We start from the raw sequence: 23,412 nt of genomic DNA, 5'->3' as shown, positions 1-23,412 counted from the left end.
CTAGTCGAGGCTGGAGTAGTGGAAGGGTTGGCTGTGGACGCGTCGAAGAGTGCTCAGGAGGCGGCACCCGGCGGGCGCTGGGGTGCCCTCGGGCCCGTCGGGCTGGTGCTCGCGGGCGGGGTCTCCGTCCAGTTCGGCGGGGCCATCGCCGTGAGCGTGATGCCCAAGGCCGGAGCCCTCGGCATCGTGACCCTGCGGCTCGCCTTCGCCGCGCTGGTGTTGATGATCGTGTGCCGGCCGAAGGTGCGGGGGTACTCGCGGGCCGACTGGGGGACCGTGGTCGCTTTTGGGGTGGCCATGGCTGGGATGAATGGGCTTTTTTATCAGTCCGTCGCTCGGATTCCCATGGGGCCCGCCGTCACCCTTGAGGTGCTCGGGCCGCTTGCCCTGTCCGTTTTCGCCTCGCGGCGTGCCGTGAATCTCGTCTGGGCCGGGCTCGCCCTCTGCGGTGTCTTCCTGCTGGGCGGCGGGGGCGGGTTCAGCGGGCTCGATCCCGTCGGTGTCGCCTACGCCCTCGGCGCCGGTGTCATGTGGGCCACGTACATCCTCTTCAGCGCCCGCACGGGACGCCGCTTCCCGCAGGCCGACGGGCTCGCCCTCGCGATGGTCGTCGCCGCCGTCCTCTTCCTGCCGCTCGGGCTCATCGAGTCCGGCGAGAAGCTCGTCCGGCCCGAGGTGCTCGCGCTCGGCGCGGCCGTCGCCGTGATGTCCTCCGTGCTGCCGTACACCCTCGAACTGCTCGCCCTGCGGCGCCTGCCCGCCTCCACCTTCGCGATCATGATGAGCCTGGAGCCCGCCATCGCGGCCGTCGCCGGGTTCCTCGTACTGAATCAAGCCCTTTCCGTGAACGAGGCCCTGGCCATCTCGCTGGTCATCGCCGCCAGCATGGGCGCCGTGCGGACCCAGGTCGGGCGCGGTCGGGCCCGTAAGTCCGGGGATGTCGTCTCGGGGGCCACCCCGGATGCCGTGCTGGCCCCGGCCGAGGATGCCGAGGACGCCGAGGGCGCCGAGCGGCCCGTCCCGGAGACGTCCGGAAAGTAATGCAAGCACGCTTGCTTGTTTCCTCGAGCGCTGCCATGCTCCGGGGCACACCGCCGTGCCCCGAGGGGAGCGCTCCGTGTCCGAAGCTGTGCCCGTACTCGACGATCTGCGCCGTGAGAGCGAGGAACTCGACCAGCTGGTAGAGGGGTTGGGTGATCAGGAGTGGGCGTTGCCCACCCCCGCCGCCGGGTGGACCCTCGCCCATCAGATCGCCCATCTCGCCTGGACCGACCGGGCCGCCCTGATAGCCGTCACCGACGCCGACGCCTTCGGGCGGCTGGTCGAAGAGGCTCTCGCGGCTCCCGAGTCGTTCGTCGACGACGGGGCCGATGAGGGGGCCGCGCTGCCGCCCGGTGAGCTGCTCACCCGGTGGCGCGAAGGCCGCGAGGGCTTGTTGAAAGCCCTGACCGCCGCCCCGCGCGGCACCCGCTTCCCCTGGTACGGGCCGCCCATGTCCGCCACCTCCATGGCCACCGCCCGGCTGATGGAGACCTGGGCCCACGGCCAGGACGTCGCCGACGCCCTGGGTGTCGCGCGGGTGCCCACGGATCGGTTGCGGCACGTCGCCCATATCGGGGTGCGGGCCCGGGACTTCTCGTTCGGTGTACGGGGATTGAGTGCGCCGGTGGTGACTTTCCGGGTTGAGCTGGTGTTGCCCTCGGGGGAGTCGTGGGTCAGTGGGCCCGACGATGCCGAGCAGCGCGTCACCGGGGACGCGCTCGACTTCTGTCTTCTCGTCACGCAGCGCGCCCACCGCGACGACCTCGCCCTGCGCGCGGAAGGCCCCGACGCCGAGCGGTGGCTGGGCATCGCGCAGGCCTTCGCGGGGCCGCCGGGGGCGGGGCGGCCCGCCAAGGGGAGCGGCCGATGACCGGCCGGGGAGGGGCGGCGGGGGTTCCGCCGCTGCGGATCGGCAATGCCTCCGGGTTCTACGGCGACCGCTTCGACGCCATGCGCGACATGCTCACCGGCGGCCCGCTCGACGTCCTCACCGGCGACTATCTCGCCGAGCTGACCATGCTGATCCTCGGGCGCGACCGGCTCAAGGACCCCGCGCGCGGCTATGCGAAGACCTACCTGCGGCAGCTGGAGGAGTGCCTGGGGCTCGCCCTGGAGCGGGGCGTCAAGCTCGTCGCCAACGCCGGTGGGCTCAATCCCGGTGGACTCGCCGATGCCGTGCGGGAGTTGGCCGACCGGTTGGGGCTCGGGGTGCGGGTCGCCCATGTGGAGGGTGATGACCTCGGGGGGCGTTTTCCTGATGCGCTCACCGCCAACGCCTATCTCGGCGGCTCCGGGATCGCCGCCTGTCTGCGCGCCGGTGCCGACGTCGTCGTCACCGGGCGCGTGACCGACGCCGCCCTCGTCGGCGGGCCCGCCGCCGCGCACTTCGGGTGGGGGGACGGTGACCACGACCGGCTCGCCGGTGCCGTCGTCGCCGGGCACATCCTCGAATGCGGGACGCAGGCCACCGGCGGCAACTACGCCTTCTTCGCCCGGCACGAGCGGCGTGAGCTGCGGCGGCCCGGCTTTCCGCTCGCCGAGATCCACGCGGACGGGTCCAGCGTCATCACCAAGCACGACGGCACCGGCGGCTTCGTCGACGTCGGCACGGTCACCGCGCAGCTGCTGTACGAGACCTCCGGCGCCCGGTACGCCGGGCCCGACGTCACCGCCCGGCTCGACACCGTCACCCTCACGCAGGAGGGGCCCGACCGGGTCCGTGTGTCCGGGGTGCGGGGCGAGGCACCGCCGCCGACCCTCAAGGTGGGGCTGAACCGGCTCGGCGGCTTCCGCAACGAAGTCGTCTTCGTCCTCACCGGGCTCGATGTGGAGGCCAAGGCCGAGCTGGTGCGGGACCAGGTCGAGGACGCGCTGGGGCGGTCGAAGTCGCGGCCGCAGGAGGTGCGGTGGGAGCTTGTTCGCGCCGACCGGGCCGATGCCGCGAGCGAAGAAGGCGCCTCCGCCCTGCTGCGGCTCGTCGTGCGCGACCCGCAGCAGGAACCCGTCGGCCGCGCCCTGAGCGGCGCCGCGATCGAGCTGGCCCTCGGCAGCTACCCCGGCTTCCACGTGACGGCGCCCCCGGGCAAGGGCGCGCCCTACGGAGTCTTCGAAGCCGCGTACGTCGATCGCGGCACCGTCGAGCACATCGCCGTACTGCCCGGCGGCGAGCGGCTCACGGTCCAGGAGCCCCGCGACACCCGCGTACTCGAACCTCTCGAAGCGCTCGAAGCACCCGGAGAGGCCCTGCCCGCACCCCTCCCGCCAGGCCCCACCCGCCGCGCGCCCCTCGGCCTCGTCGCCGGGGCCCGCAGCGGTGACAAGGGCGGGGACGCGAACGTCGGCGTCTGGGTGTGCACGGACGACGCCTGGCGGTGGCTCGCCCATGAGCTGACCGTCGAGCGGTTCCGCGAACTCATCCCGGAGGCGGCGGAGTTGACCGTCGTACGCCATGTCCTGCCGAACCTGCGGGCCCTGAACTTCGTCGTCGTGGGGATTCTTGGCGCCGGCGTCGCGTCCCAGGCCCGCTTCGACCCGCAGGCCAAGGGGCTCGGCGAGTGGTTGCGCGCCCGCCACCTCGACATGCCCGCCGCGCTCCTCGAAGCGGCTGAAGCGGTCGCACCGACTGGAGCCGAAGTGACCGATCCGACGACGGAGGTACACCCGTGACCGTCCTCGCGTCCGCGCTCGACCCCGCGAGCGCCGAGTACGCCGAGCACCGCGAGGCCATGCTCGGCAAGCTCGCCGAGCTGGACACCGAGCAGGCCAAGGCCCTGGAGGGCGGCGGCGAGAAGTACGTCGCCCGGCACCGGGGGCGCGGCAAGCTGCTCGCCCGGGAGCGGATCGAGCTGCTCCTCGACCCCGATACGCCGTTCCTGGAGCTGTCGCCGCTCGCCGCCTGGGGGAGCGACTACCCCGTCGGCGGATCGATGGTCACCGGCATCGGTGTCGTCGAGGGCGTCGAGTGCCTGATCACCGCCAACGACCCGACCGTGCGCGGCGGGGCCAGCAACCCGTGGACCCTGAAGAAGGCCTTCCGCGCCCACGAGATCGGGCACGCGAACCGGCTGCCGTCCATCCACCTCGTGGAGTCCGGGGGCGCCGATCTCCCGTCCCAGAAGGAGATCTTCATTCCGGGCGGTGCGCTCTTCAAGCACCTCACCCAGTCGTCGGCCGCCGGGATTCCGACCGTCGCCGTCGTCTTCGGCAATTCGACTGCGGGTGGCGCCTACGTACCCGGCATGAGCGACCACGTGATCATGGTCAAGGAGCGCGCCAAGGTCTTCCTCGGTGGTCCGCCGCTGGTGAAGATGGCCACCGGTGAGGAGAGCGACGACGAGTCGCTCGGCGGCGCCGAGATGCACGCCCGCACCTCCGGCCTCGCGGACTATCTCGCCGAGGACGAGCGCGACGCGCTGCGCCGGGCCCGGCGGGTCGTCAAGCGGCTCAACTGGCGGAAGGCGTACGCCGATCCGGCCGTGGTCGTCGAGCCGCCGAAGTACGACGAGGACGAGCTGCTCGGCATCGTGCCGGGCGACCTGAAGGTGCCCTTCGACCCGCGCGAGGTCATCGCCCGCATCGTCGACGGCTCGGACTTCGACGAGTTCAAGCCGCTGTACGGGTCGAGCCTGACGACCGGGTGGGCCTCGCTGCACGGCTATCCCATCGGCATCCTCGCCAACGCGCAGGGTGTGCTCTTCAGCGAGGAGTCCCAGAAGGCCGCCCAGTTCATCCAGTTGGCCAATCAGCGTGACATCCCGCTGCTCTTCCTGCACAACACCACCGGCTACATGGTCGGCAAGGAGTACGAGCAGGGCGGCATCATCAAGCACGGCGCGATGATGATCAACGCCGTGTCGAACTCGCGGGTTCCGCATCTGAGCGTCCTGATGGGCGCCTCGTACGGAGCGGGGCACTACGGCATGTGCGGGCGTGCCTTCGATCCGCGCTTCCTCTTCGCCTGGCCCAGCTCCAAGTCCGCCGTCATGGGCCCGCAGCAGCTTGCGGGGGTCCTGTCGATCGTGGCCCGCGCCTCGGCCGCCGCCAAGGGGCAGCCCTACGACGACGATGCCGACGCCGGTCTGCGCGCCATGGTGGAGCAGCAGATCGAGTCGGAGTCGCTGCCGATGTTCCTCTCGGGCCGGCTCTACGACGACGGGGTCATCGACCCCCGCGACACCCGCACGGTCCTCGGCCTGTGCCTGTCCGCGATCCACACCGCCCCCTACGAGGGCGCGCGCGGTGGCTTCGGCGTCTTTCGGATGTGAGGACCCCATGACGAATCCCCTGACGACCCCCATGACCAATCCCCTGACCAGCTCCCTGACGAGTTCCCCGGCGAACCCCACGGCCGGGCCCACGGCCGGTCCCGTGACCATCAGTACGCTCCTCGTCGCCAACCGCGGCGAGATCGCCTGCCGCGTCTTCCGCACCTGCCGCGAACTCGGCATCGCCACCGTGGCGGTGTACTCCGACGCCGACGCGGACGCCCTGCACGTCCGCGAGGCGGACTCCGCCGTGCGGCTTCCCGGGTCCGCCCCCGCCGACACCTACCTGCGCGGTGAGCTCATCGTGAAGGCCGCGCAGGCGGCCGGCGCGGACGCCGTCCACCCCGGCTACGGCTTCCTCTCCGAGAACGCCGACTTCGCGCGCGCCGTCCTGGACGCGGGGCTCGTGTGGATCGGGCCGCCGCCCGAGGCGATCGAGTCCATGGCCTCCAAGACGCGCGCCAAGGAGCTCATGGGCATCGCGCCGATGGGCCTGGACGACGTCACCGAAGGCGATCTGCCGGTCCTGGTGAAGGCGGCGGCCGGTGGCGGCGGGCGCGGCATGCGTGTCGTACGTGAACTGGACCCCCTGAAGGGTGAGTTGGCCGCCGCGCGGGCGGAGGCCGCCAGTGCCTTCGGGGACGGCGAGGTCTTCGTCGAGCCCTATCTGGAGGGCGGGCGGCACGTCGAGGTGCAGATCATGGCCGACGCGTACGGCACCGTCTGGGCGCTCGGCACGCGGGACTGCACGCTCCAGCGCAGGCACCAGAAGGTCATCGAGGAGTCCCCGGCGCCGGGCCTCGCCCCGGATCTTGTCGAGGAACTGCACACGCAGGCCGTGCGGGCGGCGCGCGTGACCGCCTATCGCGGGGCGGGCACGGTGGAGTTCCTGGTCGCGGGCGACCGGGCGCACTTCCTGGAGATGAACACCCGGCTCCAGGTCGAACACCCCGTCACGGAGGCCGTGTTCGGGATCGACCTCGTGGCGCTGCAGATCCAGGTCGCGGAGGGCGCACGGCTCCCGGAGGAGCCGCCCGCCGCGAGCGGCCACGCCGTCGAGGCCCGGCTCTACGCCGAGGACCCGGCAGCACAGTGGGCCCCGCAGACCGGCACCCTGCACCGGCTCTCCGTGCCGGGCGTGCGGCTCGACACGGGGTACGGGGACGGCGACACGATCGGCGTGCACTACGACCCGATGCTGGCCAAGGCCATCGCGTACGCACCCACGCGCACGCAGGCCCTGCGCGGCCTCGCGGGCGCCCTTGAGCGTGCGGTGGTCCACGGGCCCGTCACCAACCGGGAGTTGCTCGTACGGTCCCTGCGGCATCCGGAGTTCGTCGAGGCCCGCATGGACACGGGCTTCTACGACCGGTACCTCACCGGACTCGCCGCCCCCGCGCCCGACCCGCACGCCCCGCTGGCCGCCGCGCTCGCCGACGCGCACGGGCGCTCGCGGTTCGGCGGCTTCCGCAACCTCGCCTCGCAGCCGCAGGTCAAGCTCTTGCGGAGCGAGCCGGACGGCGTCGAGCACGAGGTGCGATACCGGCACACGCGCGAGGGACTGACCGCCGAAGGGGTGCGGGTGCTCTCCGTGTCCGGCGAGCTGGTCGTGCTCGAAGTCGACGGCGTGCGGCGGCAGTTCGCCGTGCGGCGCTACGGCGACGATCGCGTGTACGTCGGCAACACCGCCCTCACCCCACTCCCGCTGCTCCCCGAGCCCGTCACCAGGCAGTCGCCGGGCTCCCTGCTCGCCCCGATGCCCGGCACCGTCGTGCGCCTGGCCGAAGGGCTCGCCGAGGGGGCGCGGGTCACCGCCGGGCAGCCCCTCATCTGGCTGGAGGCCATGAAGATGGAGCACCGCATCTCCGCTCCCGCCTCCGGCACGCTCACCGCCCTGCACGCCGCTCCCGGCCGCCAGGTCGAGGTCGGCGCGCTGCTCGCAGTCGTAGACGTCGTAGACGCCGTACAGGAGGAGCAATCCGTATGAGCACCGTCCTCGAAACCGAAGAGCACCAGGCCCTGCGCGCGGCCGTCGCCGCACTCGGCAAGCGCTACGGCCGCGACTACCTCACCCGCGTCGTCCAGGAGGGGGGCCACCCCGACGAACTGTGGGCCGACGCGGCCAAGCTCGGCTATCTAGGCGTGAACCTGCCCGAGGAGTACGGCGGCGGAGGCGGCGGCATAGCCGAACTGTCCATCGTCCTGGAGGAGTTGGGTGCGGCGGGCTGCCCGCTCCTGATGATGGTGGTTTCCCCCGCGATCTGCGGCACCGTCATCGCCCGCTTCGGCACCGAGGAGCAGAAGCGGGCCTGGCTGCCCGGCCTCGCCGACGGCACCCGCACCATGGCGTTCGGCATCACCGAGCCCGACGCGGGCTCCAACTCCCACCGGATCACCACGACCGCACGCAAGGACAGTGCGAGCGGCGACTGGCTCCTGACCGGTCGCAAGGTGTTCATCTCGGGCGTCGACATCGCCGACGCGACCCTCATCGTGGGCCGTACGGAGGACGCACGGACCGGCAACCTCAAGCCCTGCCTCTTCATCGTCCCGCGCGAGACCGAGGGCTTCCAGCGGCGGCGGATCGAGATGGAACTCCAGTCGGCGGAGAAGCAGTTCGAGCTGACCCTGGACGACGTACGGCTGCCCCCCGAAGCCCTGGTGGGCGACGAGGACGCCGGACTGCTCCAGCTCTTCGCCGGGCTCAACCCCGAGCGGATCATGACGGCGGCGTTCTCGCTCGGCATGGCGCGTTACGCCCTCTCCCGGGCCGTCGGCTACGCCAAGGAACGCAGCGTGTGGAAGAGCCCGATCGGCGCCCACCAGGCCATCGCGCACCCTCTCGCGCAGTCCCACATCGACATCGAACTGGCCCGCCTGATGATGCAGAAGGCCGCCCGGCTCTACGACGAGGGCGACGACATGGGCGCGGGCGAGGCCGCCAACATGGCCAAGCTCGCGGCGGCCGACGCGTGCGTGAAGGCCGTCGACCAGTCGGTGCACACGCTGGGCGGCAACGGCCTGACGAAGGAGTTCGGTCCCGCGTCGCTGATCGTGGCGTCACGGGTGGCGCGGATCGCGCCCGTGAGCCGGGAGATGATCCTCAACTACGTGTCGCACCAGACGCTGGGCCTGCCCAAGTCGTACTGACCCACGCCGTCGACCTACGGAGTTCGCATGGGACTTGTGTACGCGCCCCCGGAGCGCGGCATCGTGACGCTCACCCTGGACAACCCCGCCAACCGCAACGCCCTCTCGGCGGGGCTGCTGCGAGGGGTGGCGGAGGCGCTGGAGGACTGCGGCAAGGACCCCGACGTGCGCGCGGTCGTCCTCACGCACACCGGCTCGACGTTCTGCTCGGGCGCCGATCTGCGGGAGCCGCCGGACCCGGCCGTCTTCGTGGGGCTGCTCCGGCAGATCGTGGAGCTGCCGAAGCCGGTGGTGGCGCGGGTGGACGGGCATGTGCGGGCGGGCGGGCTCGGCCTGCTCGGCGTGTGCGACCTGGCGGTCGCGGGGCCGGGGGCGTCGTTCGCGCTGACGGAGGTGCGGATCGGGGTGGCGCCCGCGGTGATCTCCATGCCGCTGCTTGCCCGCCTCGATCCGAGCGCGGCATCCCGCTACTTCCTCACCGGGGAGCGGTTCGGCGGGGCGGAGGCGGCGCGGATCGGACTGGTGACGGCGGCGGGGGACGACGTGGACGCGGAGCTCTCGCCTCTCCTCGAAGGGCTGCGGAAGGGGGCGCCGCAGGCCCTGGCCGAGACGAAGAAGCTGCTCACGGCTAGGGTGCTCGACGCATTCGACCACCACACGGACTCCCTCATCGCCCTGTCCGCGCGGCTCTTCGCCTCGGCGGAGGCGCGGGAGGGGATGGGGGCGTTCCTCGACCGACGGGAGTGCCCATGGGTGCTGTGACCTCGGCTGATCGCGCCGACCGCGCCGATCGCTCGCCCAAGCAGGACCGCAGCCGTGCGACGCGGCAGCGGCTCCTGGAGGCCGCGGTGGCGTGTCTCGCCGAGAGCGGCTGGGCGGGGTCCACGGTGTCCGTGGTCGCCGAGCGGGCCGGTGTCTCGCGGGGCGCGGCCCAGCACCACTTCCCCACCCGGGAGGACCTCTTCACGGCGGCGGTGGAGTACGTGGCCGAGCAGCGGTCCACGGCCCTGCGGGAACTCCCGGCGCAGGACCGCGCCTCGGTGGTCGCCGCCCTGGTCGACCTCTACACGGGTCCGCTCTTCCGGGCGGCGCTGCACCTGTGGGTGGCGGCGTCCAACGAGCCCCAGCTGGGGACGCGGGTGACGGAGCTCGAGGCGCGGGTGGGGCGTGAGACGCACCGGATAGCGGTGGAACTCCTGGACGCCGACGAGTCCGTCCCCGGTGTCCGGGAGACCATCCAGGGCCTCCTGGACATGGCCCGCGGCCTGGGCCTGGCCAATCTCCTGACGGACGACGGAGGGCGCAGGGAGCGGGTGGTGGCGCAGTGGACGGTGCTGGTGGAGGGCGCGCTGCGCTGAATTTCCCCAACCCCGCCGCTTCCCGGCTGTGACATGTGCGGCTCCGCCGCGGGCCGCTCGGCGCGGGGGCCTTGGTGGCCGTCATCACCGGCTTCGCCGAGTTCGTCCTCAAACGCCGGCCGGGCTATGTTAGCCCGGCCGGCGTTTGAGGCCATCTTGTACGGGGTGGGGAAATCCCTCAGCGCGCGATGTCCCCGTACCCCTCGACATCCCGGGGGTCCCGCGTGCCGGGGCCCACGTAGCGGGCCGAGGGGCGGACCAGGCGGCCCGTCCGCTTCTGCTCGAGGATGTGCGCCGACCAGCCCGCCGTCCGCGCGCAGGTGAACATCGACGTGAACATGTGCGCCGGCACCTCGGCGAAGTCGAGGACGATCGCCGCCCAGAACTCCACGTTGGTGGCCAGGACGCGGTCGGGCCGGCGGGCGTGCAGCTCGTCGAGGGCCGCCTTCTCCAGCGCCTCGGCCACCTCGAAGCGAGGGGCGCCCAGCTCTCGCGCCGTACGGCGCAGGACCCGCGCGCGCGGGTCCTCGGCCCGGTAGACCCGGTGACCGAAGCCCATCAGCCGCTCGCCCTTGTCCAGCGCCTGCTTCACGTACGCGACCGCGTCCCCCGTCCGCTCGATCTCCTCGATCATGCCGAGGACCCGGGAAGGGGCGCCGCCGTGCAGCGGGCCGGACATCGCGCCGACCGCGCCCGAAAGCGCCGCCGCGACGTCCGCGCCCGTGGACGCGATGACCCGCGCCGTGAACGTGGACGCGTTCATGCCGTGCTCGGCGGCCGACGTCCAGTACGCGTCGACGGCCTGGACGTGCTTGGGGTCGGGCTCGCCGCGCCAGCGCTTCATGAAGCGCTCGACGACCGTGTCGGCCTTGTCGATCTCGCGCTGCGGCACCATCGGCAGGCCCTGGCCGCGGGCGGACTGGGCGACGTACGAGAGGGCCATGACGGCGGCCCGTGCGAGGTCGTCGCGGGCTTCCTGCTCGCTGATGTCCAGGAGCGGCTTCAGGCCCCACACGGGGGCGAGCATCGCGAGCGCGGACTGCACGTCGACGCGGATGTCACCGGAGTGCACCGGGATCGGGAACGGCTCGGCGGGCGGCAGGCCGGGGTTGAAGGCGCCGTCGACCAGCAGGCCCCAGACGTTGCCGAAGGAGACGTGGCCGACCAGATCCTCGATGTCGACGCCGCGATAGCGAAGCGCGCCGCCTTCCTTATCCGGTTCGGCGATCTCCGTCTCGAACGCGATGACTCCCTCAAGTCCGGGTACGAAGTCGGACATCAGGCGGCTCCTCGTGATGTGTACGACAGATGGTGGTGACAGACAGCTCGTGACCATGTGTCAGAAGTGGGCATGTCCGGTCCGGTTCCGCGGTCTGCCGGTGCGCTGACGGCTGCCGGTCTTCGACTCGCGGTCCGGATCGGTCATCCCGGTGATGCCCCGTGCGGCTGGTGGTCACCCAACCGATACGGCAGCGGAACGATATCCCTTGGTGCCACCCTTGGCGATGGTATGCGGCACTCAGTGCCACACGTCACCTCTCCGTGGTGCGGGACGGCCCGCCGGACGCCCCTTCGTATACGGCAAGATGACCGCGTGACCGATCGAGCCGCCGCCTCTGCATCAGCCTCCGCACCAGCCTCCTCATCCGCCGCTCCCGTGTCCGACCCTGCCGCCATACGCGCGCAGTACGGCGTGGACGGGCTCGTCGAGTCGGAGCTGCCCGCCACGCCCGTCGAGCTCTTCTCGCTCTGGTTCACGCAGGCGCTGGCCGCGGCCGACGCGGGCGTGCTCCACGAGCCGAACGCCATGGTCGTCTCGACGGTGGACGCCGAGGGCCGACCCAGCTCGCGCACGGTCCTGCTCAAGGGCTACGACGAGCGCGGCTTCGTCTTCTTCACCAACTACGAGTCCCGCAAGGCCCGTGAACTGGCCGGGAACCCGAACATCGCGCTGCTCTTCCCCTGGCACCCGATGGCCCGCCAGGTCATCGTCACGGGCACGGCGCGGCGCGTGGCCCGCGAGGAGACCGTGGCGTACTTCCGCACCCGCCCGCACGGCTCCCAGCTCGGCGCCTGGGCCAGCGCCCAGTCGTCGGTCATCGCCACGCGCGACGAACTGGACCGCGCGTACGCCGACTTGGCGGCGCGCTATCCGGAGGGCGAGCAGGTGCCCGCGCCGCCGCACTGGGGCGGCTTCCGGGTCGAGCCGCGGAGCGTGGAGTTCTGGCAGGGCAGGGCGAACCGCCTGCACGACCGGCTGCGCTACGCACACGGCGAGCGGGAGAGCTGGACCGTGGAGCGCCTCAGCCCGTGACCGCTGCCGGGCGGCCCTAGCCCGTCAGGACTCCGTCCAGAAACGGCTGGATCGCCTCACGCCAGGCCTCCGGCTGGTCGTAGTGCACCAGGTGGCCCGCGTCGGCCACCTCCGCGTACGCCCCGCGGGGCAGCACCCGGACCATTTCCTGGGACTCGGCACGGCCCAGCTCGCCGTCCAGGCCGCGGACGACCAGGGCGGGGCACTGGACCTGGGTCAGGTCCTCCCAGTGGGCGTCGTACACCCACGTCTCGCGGGACTTCAGCATCTGGTCGCGGTCGAAGACGGGGCGCCAGCCGTCCGGGCCCTCGGTCATCACCTCGGCGAAGAACTCGCCGCGCGACGGATTGGGCCGCTCGACCCAGGGATCGTCCTCGCCGAACCACTTCCGTACGTCGGCGAGCGTGGCGAAGGGCACGGGCCAGGCCTTGAACCAGTCCTCCCACTCGCGCTGCGAGGCCGCGCCGAGTGCGGAGGCCCGCATGTCGCAGATGATCAGGGCGCGGACGAGGTCGGGGCGCTTCGCGGCGAGCTGCCAGGCGGTGAGCGCTCCCATGGAGTGGCCGATGAGGACGGCGGGGGCGAGGCCGAGCTGGACGAGCGCGGCCTCGGCGTCGTCCACGTAGGCATCGCGGGTGAAGGGGCCCTCGGGGGGCTTGTCGCTCTGCCCGTGCGCGCGCTGGTCGAGTGCGACCGCGCGATGTCGCTCGGCGAGCCAGCGGGCGGTGCCCGCCCAGTGCGATGCCCGGCCCATCAAGCCGTGCAGTAAGAGCACGCCTCCCGGCGGGCCGTCGGTCTCCCTGGACTTGGGAGGATCGGCGAACTCCCAGGCCGCGAGGCGTACGCCGCCCGCGCCCGTCACGTCAATGCGCCGCACCATGATTCCTGGCACCCCCCTTGAATCCGCTCGGGCTGAACGCCTGGTTCTGTCACGCACCCCCGCACGCTATCGAACTCTTTTTCGAAAGCGGCCAGATCGCCGGCAACACCCCTCGTTCGAGTGACCACGCTCAAGGATTGGCCGTCGCTGCCGAGGGGAGATCTTCATCGGGAGGCGGGCCGCTCGGGGATGACGGTCCGAGGGGGATGACCCTGGGAGCTCGGGGCTCCGGGTCAGAACAGGGGAGGACAGGCCCCGGCGCTCAAGGGCGCCGGGGCCCTCCGCGCGCACCGGACATGCCGACGCGCACCGCTCGCGCACACGCTCCCGCTCACCAGATGGGCACATCCTCCTGCCCCCTCCCACGGCCGTGGCGGCCAGACCCGGCGCCGACATGGTCAAGAGCCCTCAGGTCATATGCCTCTCGCGACAGCCTGGCACGCAAAACGTCCGGGCGCTGCGATTCCGCACACTGAATCTTGGACCCCATTCGATCCCGGAGTCTTCACAACTGTCCAGCAGGCACCGCTAGTTGACGCGAACTCCCGGTAACGGGAGCCGGATTCCGCCGTTGCCCGGGGGTGCGGGCGCCGGCGCCCGGTCCTGCGACCTCAGCGCTTGGCGACGAAGACGTGCGAAGCGACGTCCGTGTCCAGCTCCGCGGCCTCACCGCTGCTGCCCACGAGCACGCCGCCCGCGGACTCCGTCACGCTCACCACGGAGCCGGGCTGCACGCCCGCGCGCCGCAGCGTGTACATCAGCTGGGCGTCCGTCTGGATCGGCTCGCCGATGCGGCGCACCACGACGGTCTTGCCCTCCGCGCCGGGGTCGAGATCGGCGAGGGAGACCATGCCCTCGTCCAGGAACGGGTCGGCCCCGTCCTTCTCGCCCAGCTCCTCCAAGCCCGGGATCGGGTTGCCGTACGGAGACTCGGTGGGATGGCGCAGGAGCTCCAGGACGCGGCGCTCCACCGCCTCGCTCATCACGTGCTCCCAGCGACACGCCTCCGCGTGGACCTGCTCCCACTCCAGGCCGATCACGTCGACCAGGAGACACTCCGCGAGGCGGTGCTTGCGCATCACGCGGGTGGCGAGCCTGCGGCCCTCCTCGGTCAGCTCCAGGTGCCGGTCGCTCGCGACCGCCACCAGGCCGTCGCGCTCCATGCGCGCGACCGTCTGGCTCACCGTCGGCCCGCTCTGGTCGAGACGCTCGGCGATCCGGGCGCGCATGGGGACCACACCTTCCTCCTCCAGCTCGAGGATGGTGCGCAAATACATCTCAGTGGTGTCAATAAGCCCCGACATGGGTGCCCCTCAGATTTCTCTCGTGCGGCCGGCCCTGACGTCAATTCTGACGCATACCACTGACAACCGGATCGCGCCGTGGAAAATCCCGGCCATGGCGGCCTCGACGGGGTGCTCGGGCCGTATTGACAGGGCACTGGTCCAGACCGCACCGTGATCCGCGGCACACGGGAAATACGTGCAGGAAATACGTACACGACATACGTACCCGGAAAGGTTCCTCGGCGCATGGGCTCGAAGAGCGAGAGCAAGCTGGCCGGTCAGTACATCGACGCCGCGATCGGCCTGCTCGGGCGGGTGCGCGACGAGGAGGGCGGGAACGTCGACGCGGCGGGCACGCTGCTCGCCGACGCGGTCGAGGCGGGCGGCAGGCTCTTCGCCTTCGGCGCCGGGCACTCCTCGCTCGCCGCCCAGGACGTCGTCTACCGCGCGGGCGGCCTCGCCCTGATGAACCTCCTCGCCGTCCCCGGGGTCGTCGGCATCGACGTCATGCCCGCCACGCTCGGCTCGGCCCTGGAGCGCGTCGACGGCCTCGCGGGCGCCGTCCTGGACTCCTCGCCGGCCCGCCCCGGTGACGTACTGGTGATCATCTCGCTCTCCGGGCGCAACTCGCTGCCCGTGGAGATGGCGATGAACGCCCGCGCGCTCGGCCTGAAGGTCATCGGCGTGACGTCGGTGGCGTACGCGACGGAGACGAAGTCGCGGCACGTGTCCGGCACCTTCCTGAAGGACCACTGCGACGTCGTGATCGACTCCAAGATCGCCCTCGGTGACGCGGAGCTCAGCCTCGACTCGGTGGACGCGCCCTTCGGGCCCGCCTCCAGCGTCGTCACGAACGCGATCATGCAGGCGATGATGGCGACGGCCGTCGAGGCTCTGGCGGGGCGGGGGATCCAGCCCCCGCTGCTGCGGTCGGGGAACGTGGACGGCGGGCACGACTGGAACGGCAAGGTGTTCGAGGAGTACGGAGACCGGATCTTCTACCGCCGATGAGCTCTGCCGCCGCTGAGCTCTGCCGCTCCTGAGTTCTACCGCCCTGAGCTCTACCGCCCCTGAGGTCCCTGTGGCCCCGTGGGGAAGCGCACCCGCACGCTGAGCCCTCCCCCCTCCCCGTTCGCCTCCGCGGTCGTCTGCGCCCCGTGTGCGCGGGCGATCGCGTCGACGATGGACAGGCCGAGGCCCGCGCCCTCCCCGCGCGCGTGGGTACGTTCCCGAAGGCGCCGGAAGGGCTCGAAGAGGTGCGGGACGGTGTCCGGCGGGACGACGGGCCCGGTGTTGGTGACCTCGATGCCGTCCGGCCCCGTGCGCACCTCCACCCGGCCGCCCTTGACGTTGTAGTGCACGGCGTTCGCCACCAGGTTGTGCACCAGGCGGTCCAGGAGCACCCCGTCGCCGTGCACGGTGAGCGGCTCGGCGCGCAGGTGGAGCGTGACGTCCCGCTCGGCGGCCAGGCCCGCGAGCCCTTCCGCCACCGCGTCGGCGACGACGTCCACGGCGATGGGCTCACGCCGCTCCAGCCCCCGCTCCGACGTGGCCAGGAGCAGCAGCCCCTCGATCAGCCGCTCGCTGTCGTCGGCCACGGAGATCAGTTTCGTACGGATGCGGGCCACCTGCCGCGCGTCGGGCTCACCGGCGAGACCGATCTCGGCGGCGGCCCGCTGGACCGCGAGCGGGGTGCGCAGCTCGTGCGCGGCGTTGGCGGCGAACCGCTGCTGCGCGCTGACCAGTTGTTCTATCCGCCCGAGCATCTCGTCGAAGGTGTCGGCCAGCTGCTTCAGCTCGCCGGGCGGGGCGTCGAGCGCGATCCGCTCGTGCAGGTTCTCGCCGGACAGGCGCCGCGCGGTGCCGGTGATCACGGACACCGGGTGCAGGACGCGGCCCGCCATCCACCAGGCCAGCAGGATGGAGAGCGCCGCGTACGCGAACAGCACGATGACGGAGACGGTGAGCAGCCGGCTCAGGGCCGCCTGTTCGGCGACATCGCTGATCTTCGTGACGGCGAGCCCCTGCGTGATGTCGGTGGCCGTGACGCCGTCGGCGGGCAACGCCCTGGCGACCGAAGCCGACGGGGCCGGGGTGGGCATCCGCCAGGGCGGGCTCAGCCGCCGGGCGGGGACGGCGGTGGTGACGGCGGTGCTGATCGAGGAGTACAGACCCTGCCGTACGAGGAAGTAGACGAGCCCGGTGAGCAGCCCGCCCGCGAGGACGAGCATGCCGCCGTACAGGGCGGTGAGACGGGCACGCTCGCTGCCGAGGCCGCCGATGCGGAAGCCACGGCCTCCGGAGCGCCCCTTGCCGGAGTGCCCCTTACCGGCGCGCCCCGTGCCGGAGTGCTCCTCGTCGAAGCGCCCCTTTCCGGAGCGCCCCTTTCCGAGGCGCCCCTTTCCGAGGCGCCTCACGCCGACCAGCCCGTGATCCGGTAGCCCGCGCCCGGGACCGTCTCCACCACCGGCGGGTCGCCCAGCTTGGTGCGGAGTTTGGAGAGGGTGACGCGGACCGCGTTCGTGCGGTAGCTGGTGTCCTCCTCCCAGACCTGTTCGATCAGGTCGTCGCCGCTGACCACCGCGCCCTCCGCCCGCAGCAGCGCCTCCAGGACCGCGAACTCCTTGCGGGAGAGCGCCAGATGGCGGCCGTCGCGGCTGGCCTGGCGGCGGGCCGTGTCCAGGACCAGGCCCGCCCGTTCGATAACCGGGGGCAGCGCGGGGCGCGTGCGGCGGCCGAGGGCCAGGACGCGGGCGAGGAGTTCGTCGTACGCGAAGGGCTTGGTCAGGTAGTCGTCGGCGCCCAGACCCAGGCCCGCCACCCGGTCGCGGACCGTGGCCGACGCCGTCAGCATCAGGACGCGGGTGAGCAGGCGTTGGCCCACCACCCTGCGGCACACCTCGTCGCCGTGCAGGCCCGGCAGGTCCCGGTCCAGGACCACGACGTCGTACTCGCCGAGCTGGAGCTTGCGCAGCGCCGTCAGACCGTCGGCCGCGACGTCGACCGCGAGCGCGTCGCGGCGCAGCCCGTCGGCGATCATCTCGGCCAGGAATTCCTCGTCCTCCACCAGCAGTACGCGCATGCGGCCCTGTGTACCTGAAGTGCACCTTTCGTCGGTGTAAGCGTCTCCGTTGAGAGAAACGAAACCCCCCTTCCCGCGAGCCTGTGCGCGACGACGTGACAACGCGACCACGCGACCACGCGACCAGTGAAGGGGACGTCATGAGGACTCGTACGCGCTCAGGAGCCATCGCATCGGGGTTCGCCGCACTCGCCCTGTTCGCCGGGGCCTGCTCGTCCGGCGGCGGCGACAGCAGCCAGGACAAGGCCGACGGAGGCAAGGGCAAGCAGGCCGACGCCGCCTTCAAGGAGCGCGAGTGCCTGCGCAAGCACGGCCTCAAGGTGCCCGAGCCCAAGGCGGGCGAGGACACCCGAGGGATCACCATCGGCGGCGACCTGAGCAAGGAGAAGATGGAGGCCGCCATGAAGGAGTGCACCGGCAAGAACGGCAGGTCGGGCGGCGGATCGGTCTCGCAGGCCGACAAGGACAAGATGCTCAAGTACGCCCGCTGCATGCGCGAGAACGGCTTCGACATGCCCGACCCGAAGTTCGACGGCGGCGCGATGGAGGCCCAGAAGATTCCCAAGGGCGCCGAGGCGAAGAAGATGGAGAAGGCCGCCGAGGCGTGCAAGGACATCGTCGCGTGAGGCGCCGCACCGCCGTCGTCGCCACCGTCGTGGCCCTGCTCGCCGTCACCGGCGGCGGCGTCGCCGTCACCGCGCTCGCCGACAACGGCAAGGACACGTCGGTGAGCCAGGACACGGGACTCCCGCCCGCCACCGCCCCAGTCGAACGCGGCGACCTCAGCAGCGGCACCCAGACCGACGGCACCCTCGGCTACGCCAAGGAACGCAAGATCAACGCGGGCACCACCGGAACCCTGACGTGGTCCACGGGCAGTGGTTCGACCGTCACACGCGACGGACGCCTGTACGAGGTCAACGGCGTCCCGGTGCGTCTCATGTACGGCACCGAACCCATGTACCGCACGCTCAAGACGGGCGACGAGGGCAACGACGTACGGCAGCTGGAAGAGAACCTCCAGGCGCTCGGGTACGGGGCCGGGCTCGCCGTCGACGACGCGTACACGGCGGGTACGGCCGCCGCCGTCAAGCAGTGGCAGAAGGCGCACGACGAGAAGCAGACGGGCCGCGTCGGGCCCGGCCAGATCGCCTTCTCGCCGGGCGGCGTCCGCGTGAAGTCCACCGACTCGGCCGTCGGCGACCAGGTGGCACCGGGCAGACCGGTGCTCGGCACGACCGGTTCCGAACGCGTCGTACGTTTCCGGCTCGACGTCGCCGAGGGGAAGCTCGCCAAGGTGGGCACCAAGGTCACCGTGGACCTGCCGGACGGCACGACGGCCAAGGGCGAGGTCGCCTCCGTCGGCAGGACGGCCAAGCCGGGCGACGACCCGGCCGACAAGACCCCCAAGATCCCGGTGACGGTGTCCTTCGACGACCCCGGCAAGGTCGACGGCTTCGACCAGTCCCCGGTCACGGTCAACCTCACCGGAGAGACCCGCGAGGACGTCCTCTCCGTCCCCGTCAACGCGCTGCTCGCGCTGCCCGGCGGCGGCTACGGCGTCCAGGTCGTGGAGAACGGCCGCGCCCGCCAGGTGAAGGTCGAGCTCGGCATGTTCGGGCAGGGGCGCGTCGAGGTCACCGGGGGCGGCTTGCGGGACGGCATGAAGGTCGGGGTGCCCAAGATATGAGCGCCGTCGTGGAGTTGGGCGGGGTCACCAAGGAGTACCCGGGCGGGGTCGCCGCCCTGCGCGGCGTGGACCTGAGGGTGGAGGAGGGCGAACTCCTCGCCATCGTCGGTCCGTCCGGGTCCGGCAAGTCGACGCTGCTGCACATCATCGGCACCCTGGACCGCCCATCGGAGGGCTCGGTGGCGATCGCCGGACACGATGTCGCCACGCTCGCCGACCGCAGCCTCTCCGCGCTGCGCGCACGGCACATCGGCTTCGTCTTCCAGGCGTTCCACCTGGTGCCGGGGATCAGCGCGCGGGACAACGTGGCGGAGGGGCTCCTGTACTCGGGCCTCTCGCGGGGCGAGCGTCGCGCGCGGGCCGCCGAAGCCCTCGACCGGGTCGGCCTCGCGGACCGCATGAGGCACCGCCCGCACGAACTCTCCGGCGGCCAGAAGCAGCGCGTGGCCATCGCGCGCGCGGTGGTCGGGGCGCCGGACCTGCTCCTGGCGGACGAACCGACCGGGGCGTTGGACTCGGCGTCCGGCGAGGCGGTGATGGAGCTGCTCCACGATCTCAACGCGGAGGGCGCGACCATCGCCGTCATCACGCACGACGCGGAGATCGCGGAGCGGCTGCCGCGGCAGGTGCGGATCCGGGACGGGCGGGTGGTGGCGGACGTCCGCGCCGCGGCCGGCTCCGGCTCTGGTGCCGGAACCGGTGCCGGTTCGGGGGTGCTCGCCGGATGATCCGTACGAAGAAGATCAGGAGTACGCGGCTGAAGGCGGCGCGGCTCGGGCCGCGGGACGTCCTGCACGTCGGCTCGGCGGGGCTGCGCAGCCGTCCCGTGCGGGTCGTGCTGTCCGCGCTCGGGATCGCGATAGGCATCGCCACGATGATCGCGGTGGTAGGCATCTCGTCGTCGAGCAAGGCCCAACTCATGCGGGAGTTGGATGAACTGGGCACGAACATGCTGGTGGCATCGCCGGGGGAGCCCATGTTCTCCGGCGAGAAGGTGGTGCTCCCGCGCGACGCGGCGGGCCGGGTCTCCCGGGTGAAGGGCGTCCAGGACGTCGGCGCGACCGGCGACCTCGAACGCAGCGTGCGGCGCAGCGAGAAGATCCCCGAGGACGAGACCGGCGGCATCTCCGTCAAGGCCACGACCGAGGGCCTCCTGAAGGTGCTGCGCGGCGAGATGGGGCACGGCACGTGGTTCAACGCGGCCAACAGCCGCTACCCGTCGATCGTCCTCGGCCACGTCGCCGCCGACCGCCTCGGCATCACGGAGCCGGGCCAGCAGGTCTGGGTGGACGACCGGTACTTCACGGTCGTCGGCATCCTCGACCCGCTGCCGCTCTCGCCCGACGTGGAGCGCTCGGCCCTGGTGGGCTGGGAGGCGGCGCAGAGCGAGCTGGGCTTCGACGGGCGTCCGACGTCGGTGTACGAGCGGTCGACCGACGCCTCGGTGCACGAGGTCCGGGACCTGCTCGCGGCCTCGATCGACCCGGAGAACCCGCGCAACGTCCAGGTGACGGACCCGTCGTCGGCGCTCAAGGCGAAGGCGGCGACGGAGGGGGCGTTCTCCACGCTGCTGCTCGGCCTCGGCGGGATCGCGCTGCTGGTGGGAGGGGTCGGAGTAGCCAACACCATGATCATCTCGGTCCTGGAGAGGCGATACGAGATAGGCCTGCGCCGCTCGATGGGCGCGACGAAGGGGCAGATCCGGATCCAGTTCGTGACGGAGTCCCTGATGCTGTCCGGGCTCGGCGGCCTGGCCGGGATCGCGCTCGGCGCGGCGGCGACGGGCGCGTATGCGGTCTCGGGCGGGCTCCCCTGGGTGGTCCCGCTGTGGGCGGTGAGCGGGGGCTTCGGCGCGACGCTGGTGATCGGTACGGTGGCGGGCCTGTACCCGGCGGTACGGGCGGCGAGGCTCTCCCCAACACTGGCACTGCACGCGGCCTAGCCGGCCGGGCTGGCGGTGTTTGGGGCCCTGCGTGGCCCCCTTGCCGGGTGGGCGGACGGTGCCTTGGCCGCTGCGTGGCCCCTGCCGGGTGGGCGAACGATCCCTGGGCCTCTGCGCGGCCTCCTTGCCGGGTGGGCGGACGGTGCCTTGGCCGCTGCGTGGCCCTTGCCGGGTGGGCGGACGGTGCCTTGGCCGCTGCGTGGCCCCTGACGGGTGGGCGAACGATCCCTGGGCCTCTGCGCGGCCTCCTTGCCGGGTGGGCGGACGGTCCTTGGGCCTCTGCGTGGCCTGGCTGGTGGGCGGATGGTCCTGGGGTCTCTGTGTGGCCTGGCCGGTTCGGCCGGCGGGTCCTGGCCCGCCGCTTCGCGGCGGATTCTCCCCGCCCGCCCACCCGTTCACCCGGCGGCAGATCGTTGCCCACCCGATGCGCCGCGGGGCAATCGGGTGGGTGGGCGGGAAAGATCCGCCGCGAAGCGGCGGCCTTGAAGGCGCCCCCGCAAAGGCGCCCCCGCAAAGGCACCCCCGCAAAGGCGCCCCCGCAAAGGCACCCCCGCAGGGGCGCGAGCCCGCACCCACCCCCCGGCAACGGCGTAGCCCGCACCCCCCCCGGCAGGGGCGTCACCCCGCACCCCCCGGCAAGGAGGGGCGTCACCCCGCCCCCCGCAGGGGCGTCAGCCGGCGTCCAGGGCTTTCGCCAGGTCAAGCGAGGCCGCAACCCTCGCTGCGACGCTCTCCGCGTACGTCGCATCCGCCCGCTCGAACTGCGTACGGCTCGCCCCCCGCAGGAACGTCACCACCCCCAACGTCCGCCCCCTGCTCCGCAGCACCGCGCACAACGCGTGCACGGAGTCCTCCGGCCACTGCCGGGCCGCCGCCCACTCCCGGGCGCGCTCGGGCGGCGCCGTCCCCGCGCTGGCCCGTACGGAACCCACTCGCTCCACGCACTGCGGGGCCGGGTGGCCCTCCAGATAGCGAACGGGAAGCCCTGCCTTGGCCACCGGCAGGCACGGCCCCGGCGCCCCCGCGGGCGTGGCGGCGGCGCGTACGAGCCGCACCGGGTCCTCGTCACCCGCCACCAAGTCGATCAGCGCATGGTCGGCGAACCCGGCGAGCGCGAAGTCCAGCTGGACCGTGGCCGCCTCCGTCGGGTCCTCGCACTCGCCCGCGGCCCGCGCCGCCCGGTGCAACTGCTGCGAGCGGAAGCGCAGTTGCGCCGCGTCCTGCTCGGTCTGCTTGGCCTCCGTGACGTCCAGGAAGAGCCAGCCGACCCCCAGCGGCACCGGCTCCTCCGCCAGCGGCGACGCGAGCCGCAGAAAGCCGCTGCGCCAGCAACGCCGCTCCGGCTCACCGCTCTCCGTGGCCCGCACGGACACCCACATCTCGGCGGGCGCGGGCGGCGCACCCTCGGCGAGCACATGGCTCAGCGCGCTCTCCAGCTCCTCCACGCCCTGCCCGAGCAACTCCCCGAGAGGGCGCCCCAGCAAGGCCGTACGCCCCATCCCCAGGGCCCGCGCCGCATGTTCGTTCGCCACGGCGGGACGGAGATCGGCGTCGACGAGCACCACACCCCACGACGCGTTCTCGAACAGGGCCTCGCTCAGCGCGATGGACCGCTCCAGGTCGATCTGGGCGTGCACCTCGCTGAACGCGCAGTACACCCCGGAAGGCTTCCCGTCCCCGCCCCGCACGGCCGCGGACTGGGTCCGCACGAGCACCCGCCCGCCGTCCTTCGTCAGGAGCGCGAACTCGTGCACCTGCCGCCCGTGCGCCTCCATGGCCGACAGGAGCCGCGCCTCGACCTCCTCGGCGTCGGCCGTCCGCACCGCCCACCCCGCGAACCCCCGCCGCCCGACGGCCTCCGCCGCCGACCACCCGAGAATCCGCTCGGCCTCACGATTCCAGTGCGTCACCACCCCATCGGCGTCGAACGCGCACAGGGCGGCGTCCATCCCGTCCAGCAATGCCGCGAGCAATTCGGCCCCACCGGGCTCGGGCTCTTCAGGCCCGAGCTCGTCGGTGGTTCCGCTACGCCGGGAAGCACTCACCTGGCACCCCCTGCAGGCCGTGTCCTCATGAGCTGCAACTTCTGCGAGTTCCGCGTGTACCGCACGTCAGATCATTGAACTCGAACGTGACGCAGCCCACAGGTACTTCCCGGAAGTTGGACGAAATCGTTGCCCCCAAATGCGAGGAGCGGGGCACGCTGCCCAGAATCAGACGCACGTCCAAAGATTCGCACAAATGGATGGCGGCAAGAGATCCAGCTGCCCGGGAGACGAGTGATCGCTGGCGTCGGCGACGCTACACACGAGGGAGAGCACTGGCTCCTCGGCCACGGCCCGAACCTGTCTCGTCGTACGAGCAGGCCGAGTGATCAGCCCGAGTCATCAAGACCACCAGGTCA

Annotated in this window: 20 protein-coding genes; 14 read left to right on the top strand and 6 right to left on the bottom strand. The window is 72.1% G+C overall.

Going from position 1 to position 23,412, the window contains the following annotated elements; translation table 11 throughout:
* Positions 1–33: 33 nt before the first annotated feature.
* The 8 genes from ACIGXX_RS33590 to ACIGXX_RS33555 all read left to right on the top strand — a co-directional run bounded on the left by ACIGXX_RS33590 (position 34) and on the right by ACIGXX_RS33555 (position 9,814).
* Positions 34–1,041 (top strand): EamA family transporter, encoded by a 1,008-nt coding sequence (locus ACIGXX_RS33590; protein WP_399981330.1) that lies wholly within the window; start codon positions 34–36, stop codon positions 1,039–1,041.
* A gap of 76 nt (positions 1,042–1,117) precedes the next feature.
* Positions 1,118–1,912, top strand: coding sequence for a TIGR03084 family metal-binding protein (locus ACIGXX_RS33585; RefSeq protein ID WP_383819122.1), 795 nt, complete (start codon positions 1,118–1,120; stop codon positions 1,910–1,912).
* Complete coding sequence (locus ACIGXX_RS33580) at positions 1,909–3,708, top strand: acyclic terpene utilization AtuA family protein (protein ID WP_383819124.1); 1,800 nt, start codon at positions 1,909–1,911, stop codon at positions 3,706–3,708. Before ACIGXX_RS33585 ends, ACIGXX_RS33580 begins: the two co-directional genes overlap by 4 nt.
* Positions 3,705–5,306, top strand: coding sequence for a carboxyl transferase domain-containing protein (locus tag ACIGXX_RS33575; RefSeq protein WP_351162633.1), 1,602 nt, complete (start codon positions 3,705–3,707; stop codon positions 5,304–5,306). Before ACIGXX_RS33580 ends, ACIGXX_RS33575 begins: the two co-directional genes overlap by 4 nt.
* A 7-nt stretch (positions 5,307–5,313) precedes the next feature.
* The gene (locus tag ACIGXX_RS33570; protein WP_399981323.1) at positions 5,314–7,293 is read left to right on the top strand and encodes a biotin carboxylase N-terminal domain-containing protein; all 1,980 of its coding nucleotides are present in this window, start codon (positions 5,314–5,316) and stop codon (positions 7,291–7,293) included.
* Positions 7,290–8,456, top strand: coding sequence for an acyl-CoA dehydrogenase family protein (locus tag ACIGXX_RS33565; RefSeq protein ID WP_399981320.1), 1,167 nt, complete (start codon positions 7,290–7,292; stop codon positions 8,454–8,456). The genes ACIGXX_RS33570 and ACIGXX_RS33565 overlap by 4 nt, the downstream gene beginning before the upstream one ends.
* 27 nt (positions 8,457–8,483) lie before the next feature.
* Positions 8,484–9,218, top strand: coding sequence for an enoyl-CoA hydratase family protein (locus tag ACIGXX_RS33560; protein WP_399981317.1), 735 nt, complete (start codon positions 8,484–8,486; stop codon positions 9,216–9,218).
* Positions 9,206–9,814: a TetR/AcrR family transcriptional regulator gene (locus ACIGXX_RS33555; RefSeq protein WP_351162641.1), complete on the top strand. Its 609-nt coding sequence runs from the start codon at positions 9,206–9,208 to the stop codon at positions 9,812–9,814. The genes ACIGXX_RS33560 and ACIGXX_RS33555 overlap by 13 nt, the downstream gene beginning before the upstream one ends.
* Positions 9,815–9,992: 178 nt before the next feature.
* Here ACIGXX_RS33555 and ACIGXX_RS33550 read toward each other — a convergent pair whose 3' ends face one another.
* Positions 9,993–11,093 (bottom strand): citrate synthase 2, encoded by a 1,101-nt coding sequence (locus ACIGXX_RS33550; protein WP_351162643.1) that lies wholly within the window; start codon positions 11,091–11,093, stop codon positions 9,993–9,995.
* A gap of 378 nt (positions 11,094–11,471) precedes the next feature.
* On the opposite strand from ACIGXX_RS33550, the gene pdxH reads away from it, so the two are divergent.
* Complete coding sequence (gene pdxH, locus ACIGXX_RS33545) at positions 11,472–12,128, top strand: pyridoxamine 5'-phosphate oxidase (protein WP_351162645.1); 657 nt, start codon at positions 11,472–11,474, stop codon at positions 12,126–12,128.
* Between the two features lie 16 nt (positions 12,129–12,144).
* Here the strand turns inward: pdxH and ACIGXX_RS33540 are convergent, their stop codons facing one another.
* Entirely contained in the window at positions 12,145–13,008 is an 864-nt protein-coding gene (locus ACIGXX_RS33540) for an alpha/beta hydrolase (RefSeq protein WP_351162647.1), read from the bottom strand.
* Between the two features lie 611 nt (positions 13,009–13,619).
* Positions 13,620–14,312 (bottom strand): metal-dependent transcriptional regulator, encoded by a 693-nt coding sequence (locus ACIGXX_RS33535; protein ID WP_351162649.1) that lies wholly within the window; start codon positions 14,310–14,312, stop codon positions 13,620–13,622.
* 228 nt (positions 14,313–14,540) lie between these two features.
* On the opposite strand from ACIGXX_RS33535, the gene ACIGXX_RS33530 reads away from it, so the two are divergent.
* Entirely contained in the window at positions 14,541–15,305 is a 765-nt protein-coding gene (locus ACIGXX_RS33530) for an SIS domain-containing protein (protein WP_351162651.1), read from the top strand.
* 50 nt (positions 15,306–15,355) lie between these two features.
* Here the strand turns inward: ACIGXX_RS33530 and ACIGXX_RS33525 are convergent, their stop codons facing one another.
* Together ACIGXX_RS33525 and ACIGXX_RS33520 are read right to left on the bottom strand one after the other, a co-directional pair.
* Positions 15,356–16,525, bottom strand: coding sequence for an ATP-binding protein (locus ACIGXX_RS33525; RefSeq protein WP_366462335.1), 1,170 nt, complete (start codon positions 16,523–16,525; stop codon positions 15,356–15,358).
* A gap of 182 nt (positions 16,526–16,707) precedes the next feature.
* Entirely contained in the window at positions 16,708–17,376 is a 669-nt protein-coding gene (locus ACIGXX_RS33520; protein ID WP_351162653.1) for a response regulator transcription factor, read from the bottom strand.
* 140 nt (positions 17,377–17,516) lie between these two features.
* Between ACIGXX_RS33520 and ACIGXX_RS33515 the strand changes: the two genes are divergently transcribed.
* The 4 genes from ACIGXX_RS33515 to ACIGXX_RS33500 are packed head-to-tail and all read left to right on the top strand — an operon-like array spanning position 17,517 to position 21,008.
* Complete coding sequence (locus ACIGXX_RS33515; protein ID WP_361466106.1) at positions 17,517–18,002, top strand: hypothetical protein; 486 nt, start codon at positions 17,517–17,519, stop codon at positions 18,000–18,002.
* Entirely contained in the window at positions 17,999–19,066 is a 1,068-nt protein-coding gene (locus ACIGXX_RS33510; RefSeq protein ID WP_399981308.1) for a peptidoglycan-binding protein, read from the top strand. The genes ACIGXX_RS33515 and ACIGXX_RS33510 overlap by 4 nt, the downstream gene beginning before the upstream one ends.
* On the top strand, positions 19,063–19,794 hold the full coding sequence (locus ACIGXX_RS33505) for an ABC transporter ATP-binding protein (protein ID WP_399981305.1): 732 nt from the start codon (positions 19,063–19,065) through the stop codon (positions 19,792–19,794). Before ACIGXX_RS33510 ends, ACIGXX_RS33505 begins: the two co-directional genes overlap by 4 nt.
* Positions 19,791–21,008: an ABC transporter permease gene (locus ACIGXX_RS33500; RefSeq protein WP_351162661.1), complete on the top strand. Its 1,218-nt coding sequence runs from the start codon at positions 19,791–19,793 to the stop codon at positions 21,006–21,008. The genes ACIGXX_RS33505 and ACIGXX_RS33500 overlap by 4 nt, the downstream gene beginning before the upstream one ends.
* Before the next feature lie 671 nt (positions 21,009–21,679).
* Here the strand turns inward: ACIGXX_RS33500 and ACIGXX_RS33495 are convergent.
* Positions 21,680–23,053: a PAS domain-containing protein gene (locus ACIGXX_RS33495; RefSeq protein WP_366462298.1), complete on the bottom strand. Its 1,374-nt coding sequence runs from the start codon at positions 23,051–23,053 to the stop codon at positions 21,680–21,682.
* Positions 23,054–23,412 lie beyond the last annotated feature (359 nt).

Origin of the sequence: Streptomyces sp. NPDC055243 (assembly GCF_044544025.1) — a bacterium.
GTDB lineage: Bacteria > Actinomycetota > Actinomycetes > Streptomycetales > Streptomycetaceae > Streptomyces.
The sequence above is the reverse complement of the archived record's forward strand: the minus strand, read 5'-3'. Positions and strand labels throughout refer to the sequence as shown.

Excerpts from the sequence above, each read along its gene's own strand:
- ACIGXX_RS33580 (WP_383819124.1), top strand. The coding sequence starts at position 1,909 with ATGACCGGCCGGGGAGGGGCGGCGGGGGTTCCGCCGCTGCGGATCGGC.
- ACIGXX_RS33570 (WP_399981323.1), top strand. The coding sequence starts at position 5,314 with ATGACGAATCCCCTGACGACCCCCATGACCAATCCCCTGACCAGCTCC.
- ACIGXX_RS33565 (WP_399981320.1), top strand. The coding sequence starts at position 7,290 with ATGAGCACCGTCCTCGAAACCGAAGAGCACCAGGCCCTGCGCGCGGCC.
- ACIGXX_RS33560 (WP_399981317.1), top strand. The coding sequence starts at position 8,484 with ATGGGACTTGTGTACGCGCCCCCGGAGCGCGGCATCGTGACGCTCACC.
- ACIGXX_RS33555 (WP_351162641.1), top strand. The coding sequence starts at position 9,206 with ATGGGTGCTGTGACCTCGGCTGATCGCGCCGACCGCGCCGATCGCTCG.
- ACIGXX_RS33550 (WP_351162643.1), bottom strand. The coding sequence starts at position 11,093 with ATGTCCGACTTCGTACCCGGACTTGAGGGAGTCATCGCGTTCGAGACG.
- ACIGXX_RS33540 (WP_351162647.1), bottom strand. The coding sequence starts at position 13,008 with ATGGTGCGGCGCATTGACGTGACGGGCGCGGGCGGCGTACGCCTCGCG.
- ACIGXX_RS33535 (WP_351162649.1), bottom strand. The coding sequence starts at position 14,312 with ATGTCGGGGCTTATTGACACCACTGAGATGTATTTGCGCACCATCCTC.
- ACIGXX_RS33530 (WP_351162651.1), top strand. The coding sequence starts at position 14,541 with ATGGGCTCGAAGAGCGAGAGCAAGCTGGCCGGTCAGTACATCGACGCC.
- ACIGXX_RS33525 (WP_366462335.1), bottom strand. The coding sequence starts at position 16,525 with ATGCTCGTCCTCGCGGGCGGGCTGCTCACCGGGCTCGTCTACTTCCTC.
- ACIGXX_RS33520 (WP_351162653.1), bottom strand. The coding sequence starts at position 17,376 with ATGCGCGTACTGCTGGTGGAGGACGAGGAATTCCTGGCCGAGATGATC.
- ACIGXX_RS33515 (WP_361466106.1), top strand. The coding sequence starts at position 17,517 with ATGAGGACTCGTACGCGCTCAGGAGCCATCGCATCGGGGTTCGCCGCA.
- ACIGXX_RS33505 (WP_399981305.1), top strand. The coding sequence starts at position 19,063 with ATGAGCGCCGTCGTGGAGTTGGGCGGGGTCACCAAGGAGTACCCGGGC.
- ACIGXX_RS33500 (WP_351162661.1), top strand. The coding sequence starts at position 19,791 with ATGATCCGTACGAAGAAGATCAGGAGTACGCGGCTGAAGGCGGCGCGG.